Source organism: Parvibaculum sp. (assembly GCF_035511255.1).
Taxonomy (GTDB): domain Bacteria; phylum Pseudomonadota; class Alphaproteobacteria; order Parvibaculales; family Parvibaculaceae; genus Parvibaculum.
Window position 1 is genome coordinate 1 of the sequence record NZ_DATKFR010000043.1, and the last position, 10,719, is coordinate 10,719.

At 63.3% G+C, this 10,719-nt stretch carries 11 protein-coding genes; 4 read left to right on the forward strand and 7 right to left on the reverse strand.

The window, feature by feature from the left end:
• Positions 1–183: 183 nt before the first annotated feature.
• On the reverse strand, positions 184–1,542 hold the full coding sequence (locus tag VMR03_RS01390; protein ID WP_325401529.1) for an NAD(P)/FAD-dependent oxidoreductase: 1,359 nt from the start codon (positions 1,540–1,542) through the stop codon (positions 184–186).
• Between the two features lie 81 nt (positions 1,543–1,623).
• On the opposite strand from VMR03_RS01390, the gene VMR03_RS01395 reads away from it, so the two are divergent.
• Positions 1,624–2,277 carry a TetR/AcrR family transcriptional regulator gene (locus tag VMR03_RS01395; RefSeq protein ID WP_325401531.1) on the forward strand — a complete coding sequence of 218 codons (654 nt, stop codon included), beginning with the start codon at positions 1,624–1,626 and terminating at the stop codon, positions 2,275–2,277.
• Positions 2,278–2,280: 3 nt separating this feature from the next.
• Here the strand turns inward: VMR03_RS01395 and VMR03_RS01400 are convergent, their stop codons facing one another.
• On the reverse strand, positions 2,281–3,069 hold the full coding sequence (locus VMR03_RS01400; protein ID WP_325401533.1) for a phytanoyl-CoA dioxygenase family protein: 789 nt from the start codon (positions 3,067–3,069) through the stop codon (positions 2,281–2,283).
• Positions 3,070–3,218: 149 nt separating this feature from the next.
• Between VMR03_RS01400 and VMR03_RS01405 the strand changes: the two genes are divergently transcribed.
• Positions 3,219–3,731 carry a hypothetical protein gene (locus tag VMR03_RS01405; protein ID WP_325401535.1) on the forward strand — a complete coding sequence of 171 codons (513 nt, stop codon included), beginning with the start codon at positions 3,219–3,221 and terminating at the stop codon, positions 3,729–3,731.
• Positions 3,732–3,735: 4 nt separating this feature from the next.
• On the opposite strand, the gene VMR03_RS01410 is transcribed toward VMR03_RS01405, so the two are convergent.
• The 3 genes from VMR03_RS01410 to VMR03_RS01420 form a co-directional block, all read right to left on the reverse strand.
• A complete protein-coding gene (locus tag VMR03_RS01410) occupies positions 3,736–4,671 on the reverse strand; it encodes a nitronate monooxygenase (protein ID WP_325401537.1) in 936 nt (311 codons plus the stop codon).
• Positions 4,672–4,845: 174 nt separating this feature from the next.
• Complete coding sequence (locus VMR03_RS01415) at positions 4,846–5,298, reverse strand: hypothetical protein (RefSeq protein WP_325401539.1); 453 nt, start codon at positions 5,296–5,298, stop codon at positions 4,846–4,848.
• Positions 5,299–5,429: 131 nt separating this feature from the next.
• Positions 5,430–6,443 carry a glutathione S-transferase family protein gene (locus VMR03_RS01420; protein ID WP_325401541.1) on the reverse strand — a complete coding sequence of 338 codons (1,014 nt, stop codon included), beginning with the start codon at positions 6,441–6,443 and terminating at the stop codon, positions 5,430–5,432.
• Positions 6,444–6,511: 68 nt separating this feature from the next.
• On the opposite strand from VMR03_RS01420, the gene VMR03_RS01425 reads away from it, so the two are divergent.
• The gene (locus VMR03_RS01425) at positions 6,512–7,387 is read left to right on the forward strand and encodes an alpha/beta hydrolase (RefSeq protein WP_325401543.1); all 876 of its coding nucleotides are present in this window, start codon (positions 6,512–6,514) and stop codon (positions 7,385–7,387) included.
• Here VMR03_RS01425 and VMR03_RS01430 read toward each other — a convergent pair whose 3' ends face one another.
• Positions 7,388–9,124, reverse strand: a complete 1,737-nt coding sequence (locus VMR03_RS01430; protein WP_325401545.1) for an N-acyl-D-amino-acid deacylase family protein — start codon at positions 9,122–9,124, stop codon at positions 7,388–7,390.
• 199 nt (positions 9,125–9,323) lie between these two features.
• Between VMR03_RS01430 and VMR03_RS01435 the strand changes: the two genes are divergently transcribed.
• A complete protein-coding gene (locus VMR03_RS01435; protein ID WP_325401547.1) occupies positions 9,324–10,418 on the forward strand; it encodes a pentapeptide repeat-containing protein in 1,095 nt (364 codons plus the stop codon).
• On the opposite strand, the gene VMR03_RS01440 is transcribed toward VMR03_RS01435, so the two are convergent.
• Positions 10,415–10,719: OST-HTH/LOTUS domain-containing protein (locus VMR03_RS01440; protein WP_325401549.1), on the reverse strand; the 305-nt coding region annotated here is incomplete at its 5' end. The genes VMR03_RS01435 and VMR03_RS01440 overlap by 4 nt on opposite strands.

Consider the following 10,719-nt stretch of genomic DNA (forward strand, 5'->3'; position numbering starts at 1 on the left):
CGACGATGATAAATCTGGTGCGTGCAGGCCTGCTGGACATCTCCATGGTGGAAATCACGGCCTTCCCGCTGGATCAGGCCAACGAGGCCGTTGCGCAAGCGGCGGCGGCAGGCGGCCGATTCAAGCGCACGGTCGTCTGTCCCTGACGCTTAGCCGCACAGGCACCGGACCGATAGCTGGCGTCTACCGCCGCACCTCGGTCCGTTGCACGATCTCTGCCGCCGTGCGGATTCCCGATTGCAGCGCACCGTCCATGTAACCGACCCATTCGGTCGCCGTTTCCGTGCCCGCCCAATGAAGGCGGCCCACCGGTTCCCGGATCACATCGCCGTAGCGCGTCATGACGCCGGGCGCCATATGCGCGACATAGCAGCCGCGACTCCACTCTTCGGCGGTCCAATCCTGATCGACGTAATCGATGGGTTCGGCGGCCTTCGGTCCGAAATAATCGGTGAGAGCCGAGATGACGCTTTGCCGCCGCGCATTGTCGCCGCGGGCGCTCATCTCGACCGCATGGTCACCGTCGATGAAGCCGACGAGAATGCCGACGCGCTCGTCTTCCGGCGTCTGGTCGAAAACGACGTTGAAGGCATGATGGTCGCTTGCGGCCTGCCCTGACAATCCGGCGCGCCGCCAGAAGGGCTCCTTGTAGGCAACATGCACCTTAATGACCGAGCCCATCGGCATGCGCTGGAAAAGCCCGTCGCGCTTTGCCGGCAGGGCGACGTCATAATGAATGCGCGCGGCGAGCACCGGCGGCACCGCGATGACGACATGCGCCGCGCGATAATCGCCTTTGTCGCTGCGGATCGTGACGCCCTCATCGTCCTGCCGGATCGCGCGCACGGGCGCGTCGAGCACGACCGGCGTCTTCAGGCTTTCGGCAAGACGCCGCGCGATCGAATGTGCGCCGCCTTTGAATTTCGCTTCCTGCGCGCCGTCCTTGACGCCGATCAGGTCCTCGACGCCGTGGCCCGACCGCAGATATTCGAGAAAGAAGAGATAGGACATCTGTGCGGGTTCGGCGCAGAAGACGGCCCGCGTGACGATGCGCGCGAAGGTCCGCGCGCCGCTCGTGCGAATATTGCGCTTGATCCAGGTCTCGAGCGTCTGGCTGTCCCAGTCTTCCGCCTGCGGCGCGGTCCACGGCGCCTCGGCAGGCAGGGTCACCATCTCGCGGTCCCAGCGCTTCACCACGCGGTCAAGTTCGAGAAGCGAGAGCAGCGGCAATTTCGGAATGTCGCCCTTGTAGGCGCGTCGCGTGCCCTGATACCAGAGCACCTGCTCGCCCTTGTCATATTGCGCATAAGTCTCGACGCCGAGCTTTGCGGCCTCCGCGAGCAGCAGCTTTTGCGTCGGACCGACCCATTGACCGCCGCGATCGATGACCTCGCCCGCGATCTCGCCGGGCTTCATCCGTCCGCCGACGCGGTCGCGCGCCTCGAGCACGATGACGGATCGTCCCTTCGCCTCGAGTTCGGCCGCCGCCTTGAGCCCGGCGAGACCCGCGCCGACGACGATGACATCCGCTCTGCGTTCCATGACAATCCTCCGCTTCCCCGCCGCCCTTCGGGCGTGTAAGCTATTTATCTGAACGCGTTCAAAATAATCAAGCGAATCCTGATGGCCGCGCGAAAACAGAAGTCTCCGCCGAATCCGCGCGGACGTCCCCGGCGCAGCGACGAGGCGGCGGCCGAGGAGCGCGCCCGTATCCTCGATGCCGCGCAAGCCCTCTTCGCCAGGAGTGGATATGAGGGCGTGTCGATGCGAGCCGTTGCCGATGAAGCGGGCTGTTCACCCGCTGCGCTCTATACGCTCTTTCCGAACAAGCGCGCGCTGCTGCGCAATATCTGGGAAGACGCCTTCGCCGCGTTGGGCGAGGCGCTCGAAAAATCGGTGCGCGGCAGTCACGAGCCGGTCGAGCGACTGAAACGCCTCGGTCGCGCCTTCGTCCGTTTCTGGCTCGACCATCCCGACCACTTCCGCGCGATCTTTCTGATCGAGGACCGTGTGAGCGAGCCCGGTGACGTCTACTTTGTCGACAGTTCGGAAAGCCTCGTCCGCCTGGTGCGGCTCTTTCAGGACGCCTCCGCGGAGGCGATCGCTGAAGGGGCGCTCAAAGGGCCCGATGCGCAGGAGACGGTTCAACTCATCTTCTGCGCGCTCCACGGCGTCGCCTCGGCGCTGATTTCCATTCCCGAATTCGGCTGGAAGGCGCCGCGGCGAATGGCGGGTCGGATGACGGATGCGCTACTGACGGGACTTGCGGCTCGGTGACCCTCAGGCCGCGCGGCGCACCGGCATCCAGCGATTGATGAAGTTCTGCGCCAGCGACAACTCGCGCAACATCTTCGTGCCGGCACGGCCATAGTGATAGACCATCGCCGAACGCCGGGACGACGAGCGGTTGTCTTCCGAGCGATGCATCAGGAAGGAGTGGAAGACGAGAAGATCGCCTGGCTGCATCAGCATCGGCACGGCACCGCTCATATCGTGATCGACGATCTCCTGATAGCCCTGATTGGCGCCCAGCCTCCCGTCAGGCACATGCGCGTGAACAGGCTCGCGATGCGATCCGGGCAACACCGAGAGGCAACCATTCTCGAGCGTCGCCTCGCTGATCGCGAGCCACAATCCGACCTGCGGCTGCTGATCGAAGGGAAAGTAGAACGAGTCCTGATGCCAGGGCTGACCCCAGGCGCCGGGATTCTTGAAGATGAACTGGCTTTGGAAGATATCGATGTCCGGACCGAGCAAGTCAGAGACAATGTCGGCGGCGCCCTCGCCGAAGGCGAACTCTTTCGCGGTGCCGGAGAGGTGTGGATTGAAGATCTTGGAAATCAGATCCTCGGGGTGACCCGTCCGGGTCATCGACTTCGCCTCCGGCTGGATCAGCAGCGTTCCCTCGGCGACATAACCCACCTCTCCCTGATGCAGCTCCGGCGGTTCGCGCCGGATCGCATCGACCACCTCGCGCTCCATCCGTAAACCGATCTCGGGATCTGCATATCCCCGGATAACGAAGAAGCCGTCTCTCTCCCAGGCCTTGCTCTGATCTTCCGTCAGCATGAATCATCCTCCCCGTAAGGTGCCGTAGGAGATAGATAATTTAAATGACAACGTTAGACAATAGCTCGGAAGATTCTACTGAATTGCAAATGATTATTAATTGCGTTACCGTCCATCTCCCCTAGCGAGCTCTTTCGACGGAGGCCTTCATGAAACAAGCCGATCGCGCCTTTTTCCCCGCGCCGCCGCGTCGCCCTGCCTATGTCGCGGATCAGCCCGTGGCCGAACTCGGTTTCGCCGAGCAATTCGCCACCTGGGCGATGCGCGTGCAATGGACCCATATCGGCGACGGCAGACAACAATCTCTGGTGCTGCAGCGGGCTTTCGACGCGCTCGACATGCCGGAAGGCGCCGAACTCGTCGCCGAGCTAACGGAAGCGTTGATCCGTTCGACGCGCCGCCCACTCTCCATACCTTGCCCGAAATGGCGCGTTCTGACAGGCGACGAGGCACGTCTTCTGGCCTTCGTCGCCGCCATGCAGGCGCGGGACGGCACCCCGCTCGCCGACTGCGACCCGGATTGGCGCGCGCCGAAGACGGGATCGTCCGTATGGGCACCCGCCCAGCGCCTGGCTCTGGCATTCGCGGCCGCGGGGCTGCGCTTCGGCATGACGCGCATGGGCGAGCCGCCCTTCCCGCTCGCCATGCCGCGTCTGCATTGAGGTCTCAGCCGAAATTATGCGCGGCGCCGAGGCCGCCCATGCGGCTCGCAATGGAGAAGAATTCGGAGACCATGCCGTCGATGATCTCCTTCGCGGCCTTCACCTCATGGATGAGGCCCGAGGTCTGTCCGGCAAGCGCCGGCGCGGCCTCCATGTCGCCGCCGAAATAGACGTCGCGAATATGCGCGAAGACATCGGCCGGCATCCGGCCCTCTTCGTAGATCGCGTCCATCTTTTCCGACTTCAGCGCACGGATGCAGGGTGTCGCCTTCTTGTTGAGGACATAGGTGCCGGTTTCTTTCGCATCGACGATCTTCTGCTTGTAGTTGCGGTGAACGGGGCTCTCGGCCGCACTCACGAAGCGGGTACCCATCTGCACCGCCTCCGCGCCGAGCGCAAAGGCCGCCGCCATGCCCTTGCCGTCGCAGATGCCGCCGGCCGCGATAATCGGCACATCGACACGCGAGCGGATCGCCTGCAGCAGCACCAGTGTCGAGACCTCTTCCGGATTCTTGAAGCCGCCGCCTTCCGCGCCCTCGACGACGAGCCCGTCGATGCCGGCCTCCGCGCATTTGACAGCCGCGTCGACCGTCGGCACCGCGTGGTAGACGGTGATGCCCGCATCCTTGAGCGGCGCCACGAACTTCGCCGGGCTGCCTGCCGACGTCGTGACGAACTTCACGCCCGACGTGCAGACGAATTTCAGCATCGCGTCATCGCGCAGGAACATGATCGGCAGGTTGACGCCGAAGGGAAGCCCGAGCTCGATCATCTTCATGATCTCGGCCTTGCAGGCCTCCGTCTCGCCCGACGAGGTCTCGATGATGCCGAGCCCACCCGCCTTCGACACGGCAGACGCAAGCTCGAAACGGGCAATCCAGCCCATCGGTGCCTGGACGATCGGATATTTCGCGCCCGTATGGGCGAGTACGCGGTTCATGGAAATCCTCCCCTTTGCCTGCTTTTCAAAAATGGCATTGCCGGGAGTAAGCCCGCTTGCGGCGCCCGGTGCAACAGGAAGCCTGCGATGGGAGGCACATCGCACGAGGTGACGCGCAAAGAAAAAGCGCGGAATCCATCGGATCCCGCGCTTCCGTCCCGCCCTCAAGAAGCGTTATTTGAAATGGCCATAGGCTTTGACGACGGCCTCGGAAAGTTCCTTGTAGGCACCTTCGACACCGATCTTGATCTCGTCGAACGCGCTTTCGCCCTGTGAGGCAAGCGCCTTGAGACGCTTCTGCAATACTGCCCGATCGGTCTTGAGCTGGGCGAGCATGCCGCGATAGCGCTTCTCGGCAACCTTGAGCGCCTTCTTGGCCTCGCGTTCGGCCTTGTCGATTTCGCGCGAGACGCCTTTCACCTGCTTTTCGAGGGCCTTCTTGGCCTTCGTCTGCTCGGGGGAAAGTTTGATCGCCGGCTTGGCGGCCTTCTTGCGGGCTTTCGGCGCCGCAACCTTTGCCTTCGCGGCCTTCCGAGCGGGCCGTGTCGCCGTCCGTCCCGCTGCGGCCGCACGCGCCGCCACGCTGCGCGGCGCCTTGCGACCGGTGCTCTTACGTCTTTCCGTCATGGGTATCCCCGCTGAAAATTCATGGCCGATCACCTAAGCACAATCTCTCCTGCGCCGGATCGACGTCAAAGAGATTGCCGACAATGCGGGAATCAATCAAGCGCGCGTTTGTCGCTCCGTCCTGCCGGCGTTCAAGCGCGCGTCAGGAAGTCGAGACAGCCGGCATCGCGCAAGACCGGCGCGATGCCGGCCCGGGCACTGTCGCTCAGCGCACGGAACCGTGCGCGCAACTCGGAGAAGCACTTCACCTGATATTTGAATGTACCCTGCTCGTAGTTCATGCCGAGCGCCGAGAAGGAGAAGGTCTCTTCGCCTTTTTTAAGCGCCTCTTCATTAGCGATGAGGAACGGGAAGTAGACCTCGCCCGCCATCTCGAGAAGGCCTTTCACTGCCGGAGAGAGCGGTCTGCCGGGATCGCGCCACGCACCTTCAACGCCGCCGGCATCGTCGAGCTGCGCCAGCCAGCGCATGACGAAGGGCGCCGTCTCGCGCATCATGTCCGCCGGCGTCGGATCGATGGCGAGCTGCGACAATTGCCCCATCCAACTAAAATCGGCGAGCGAAGGTCGCGTGCCGAAGAGATAAGGCTCCTCCGTCACATGCGCGTCGAGAAGTGCCAGCAGGCGATGTGCGGTTTCCTCTATCAGCTTCTGATTTGCGGCGGTACAGCCGACCAGCGCCATGCGCCCGATCTGGCGCGCCGCGAACTGCGCCGCATGCGTCTCGATCTCGGCGCGTCCACGTCCCGTTAACCGGTCGAAGGCGAGCCATTGCGACATCTGCTTTTGATCGCGCTCCCGAAACCAGCGGTAATGGAACATCATCTTGGTGCCCCACTCGTCCGCCATGTCCTCGAGCAGGAAGGCGAGAAATGCCTGTCCTTCGTCGTCGGGGATCACCGAGCGCTCGCCGGGATGCCTGCGCTCCAGCTCGAGGATCAACGGCGTCGAATCATTGTGCAACGCACCGTCCGGGAACTGAATGACCGGGATGACGGCCGGCTTCACGTTGGCAATTTCGTAAGCATTTCTGTCGTTCAATTGCACCCACACATGGGGGAGGCGCCGGTAGCGCAGGATGGCGCGCATCTTCATGGAATAAGGGGAACCAAGCCCCCCGAAAATTCGATAGGTGCCGCCGTTCATGACGTCTCTCCTCCCCCATTTTTTCCGGCGCCGCGACGCGTCCGCCGTGTTTAATGGAAAACATTAACATGGGTTCAGGACCTTTGGCGAGAGGCCGCGACCGGACACTCGTGCTGATCCATGGCATGTGGAGCCGCCCTCACGTCTGGAAAAATTTCAAGGAATTCTTCGAGACTCGCGGCTATCGCGTCGTGACGCCACTGCTCCGGCATCACGACATCGAACCCGGCATGGAGCCGCATCCGCAACTCGGCGAAGTGAGCCTTGTGCATTACGCGGACGATCTCGAGACGGAAATCCGTGCCCTTGGATGCAGGCCTTTCGTGATCGGCCATTCGATGGGCGGCGTTCTCGCACAGGTGCTCGCCGAGCGCGGCGTGACGCGCGGAGCGGCGCTGCTCGCCTCTGCCCATTGCGCGCCTGTCTGGGCATTCGATACCAATCTCATACGCATCTTTGGCCGCCTTATGATGCGTCAGGGCTTCTGGAAGGAGCCGCAGCTCCCTCGCTACGATCTGCTGCGCTGGGGCGCGCTCAATGGGTTTGAGGAGCAGGAAGCGCGCGATCTCTATGCGTCGCTCATTCCGGAATCCGGCCGCTGCCTCTTTGAACTCGCGTTCTGGTATCTCGACCGCAACCGCGCGGCGCTTGTCGATGCGGAGAAAGTCTCCTGTCCGCTGCTTTTCATCACCGGCGCGGAAGACCGCCTGACGTCGCCGCAGCTCGGCGCCCGCACCGCCCGCTATTACGGCGCCAAGGCGCGCTTTGAACTGAAGCAAGGTCGCGGTCACTGGCTGCCGAGCGAGCCCGGCTGGGAGGCGATCGCCGCCCGCACAGCGCACTTCTTCGAAAACGAGGCGCCGCTTTTTGACGCCGGAGCGGACGCCGCCGAAGCCGCGCAAACGCGTTGGCGGCCCCGGAGCGGCGTCGTCAATCCCGCCTGATCATTCCGCCGCGCGCGAAGCCGGCCCTGCCTGATGGCCGCGCACGAGTTTGCCCGGCAATGCGCCGGTATGCGCACCGTTTCGATAGATCACCTCGCCCGAGCAGATCGTCGCCACGTAGCCCTCGGCCTCCTGCATCAGGCGCCGCGCGCCGGATGGCAGGTCGTAGACCATGTGCGGCGGCTTCAGTTGCAGCCGCTCGAAATCGATCACATTGACGTCGGCCTTCATGCCGGGCGCGATCAGTCCGCGGTCGAAGAGCCCCACCGCCTCAGCCGTGTCGCGCGTCTGACTCTTCACCACGAAGGGCAGATCGAGCTTGTCGCCCCGCGTCCGGTCGCGGCACCAATGCGTGAGCATGTAGGTCGGCACGCTGACGTCGCAGATCGCGCCCACATGCGCGCCGCCATCCGAAAGCCCGAACAACGTATTCGGATTGCGCATCATGGTCAGCGTGTTGTCGAGATTGAACTCGAAATAATTATGCAGCGGGAAAAAGAGGAAGCCCGTGCCGCCATTCGCCGTCAGGATGTCGTAGACGATGGCATCGGGGTTCTCGCCCGTCGCCTTGGCGCGCGCGGCAATGCTCTCTTCGGGCGCCGGCTCGTAGTTCGGCGGATCTCCAAGGTCGAACATTTTGTGATAGGCGCCCGCGAGCGAATTGACGAAGGGATGCCCCGCCTCCGGCGCCTCGGCGAGGAGCTTCGCCCGGAACGCCGGCTCGTTCATCACCGCCACACGCTCAGCGAGCGGCAGATGCGCAATCGCCTGATAGGAAGGCCGCGTCACAAAAGGATGGACCGAGCCCTGAAGCCCGAGCATCAACCCGACCGGACGGCCCTGTACCTGCGCCTTGATCGGCAGCCCGCGCGCCGCCGCCTTGTCGAGGCGGCCCATCAGATCGCGCCACTGGTCCGGAATGACGTCGGCCTGCACCATCGAGAAGCTGAGCGGCCGACCGGACACCTCGACGAGTTTCTCAACGAGATCGAACTCGTGATCGAACTCGCGGAAATCGGACACCCATTGCAGAACGCCCGCTCCCGCCTCGCGCAAGCCCTCGGCGATCGCAACCATCTCGGCATCCGCCGCGCCGACCGTCGGCGTGAGATCGCCATCCGCCGTGCGGTGAACGAAAGTGCGCGTGGTCGAGAAGCCGATGGCGCCCGCCTTGATCGCATCGCGCGTCAGCCGCTTCATCTCGGCGATCTCGGCCTCTGTCGCCGGCTCGCGCTTCGCGCCGCGCTCGCCCATCACATAGACGCGGAGCGCACCATGCGGCACCTGCGCGACGACGTCGATGTCGTGCGGCACTTTCTCTATCGCATCGAGATAGTCGCCGAAGCTTTCCCACTGCCACGAAAGCCCTTCGTGCAGGGCGGCACCCGGAATGTCCTCGACGCCTTCCATGAGTCGGATCAGCGTCTCGTGATCCGTCTTCCGCACCGGCGCGAAGCCGACGCCGCAATTGCCCATGACGACGGTGGTCGAGCCGTGGATCGAGGAGGGTGTCATCCGACTGTCCCAGGTGACCTGCCCGTCATAATGCGTGTGGATATCGACCCAACCCGGCGTGACGAGGAGGCCTGTGGCGTCGATCTCCTCGCGCCCCGTCGCCGAGACCTTGCCGACCTCGACGATGACGCCCTTATCGACAGCCACATCGGCCTCGCGGGGCGCGCCCCCCGTTCCATCGACGACCGTTCCGCCGCGGATCACCAGATCGACATGGCTCATGACTTCCTCCCGAGTTTTTCAAATGGCTTGTTGAAAACAGTCTAACCCCCTTGGCAAGGCTGGGGAATAGAGCCGGAAGCCGGGCGGTTAACCGTCGGCCGTTACATTTGTACTAAAAATGAAGCAAGAATTTCACCTCACTTTAAGGCCAGGCCGGATATTCGACGGGTGTCCCTCCCGTCAGCGAGTTCCGCCCGTCATGTCCACCAGGCCCGCCGCTCCCAACGACCCACGGAAAACCGAGCGGCAGGACGAGGGAGGCCTTGGCCATCCCACGCGCAAAACCATCGAGGGCAAACGCATCCCCCAGGAGGCGATCGCGAAGATCGAGGAACTGCACAGACGCTTTCTGCAGCGCAAGCCGAACGGCTGGCGCGCTCATCTGCGCGACTGCGATCTCTCCGGCCTCGACCTGCGCGGTCTCAATTTCTCCGAGGCGCAGTTCGTGTCCTGCAACTTCGCAAACGCCGATCTCGAGGATGCGAAGTTCATCCGCGCCGACCTCTTCAGCACGAGCTTCGATCAGGCCAATCTCACGCGCACGAATTTCACCGGCGCCGATCTCAGGGGGGCGCAGTTCGAAGGCGCGGAACTCAATGCCGCCACCCTCGACGGCGCCGACCTCGGCCTCAGCGTGATCTTCAAGCACGGCAAGGACAGCACCGTCCGCCAGAGCATGTCGAGTTTTCGCAACGCCAATCTGCGCGGCACCAACCTCGCTGACGCAAGGCTTTCAGGCGCAAGCTTCGAAGGCGCCGACCTCAGTGGCGTCAACATGACGGGTGCGGACCTGCGAGACGCGAAATTCGCAGGCGCGACGCTCAACGACGTCACGCTCAATGCCGCCAATCTAGATGACGCCGATCTCCGCGAGGCAATCATGGACGCGGACACCTTCCAGCGCATGGAGTTCACGGGCGCAAAACGCGCGCGTAAGGCGCCGCCGCCCGAGCGGCTCGAGCAGATCCTGGCTTCGCATCTCTTGTGGATTCAGACCGACCGGCGCGAAGGCCTGCGCGCTGATTTCTCGCAAACCCATCTTGCGGGTTGCAACCTGGCCGGCCGCATCCTCGCCGGCGCGAAATTTGAACGCGCGATCCTGACGGATGCCAACCTCGAAGGCGCGATCCTCGCCGCCGCGAACCTCCGCAATGCGATACTCGCCCGTGCGAACCTGACCCGTGCCGACCTCCGCGGCGCCGACATGCGCGGCGCCGATCTGCGCGAAGCAAAACAGGACGGCGTCCTCACCGGCAATCTCGACGGTACGTCTTTGCAGACAAGACGGGCCTAAGTCCTCTTCAGCTTGACAAAAACTTGTTGCGACCCACCCGGCTCACCGATCAGACGGTGTTCGACCAGCTCACTCGCCTTGAAGAGCGCGCTCAATTTCTGGAAACCATACTCTCTCGCATCGAAATCAGGGCGACGAGATCCGAGCACCTTCCCGACGACACTCAGACTTGCCCACCCAGCTTCGTCCTCAGACGCTTCGACGGCCGCACGCAACATTGCCAAAGGTAATTTCGCAACTCCGGACTTCCCCGGCTTTATCGAACCTGCAGCATGCGTCTTCGGCTGCAGCAACTCTATAT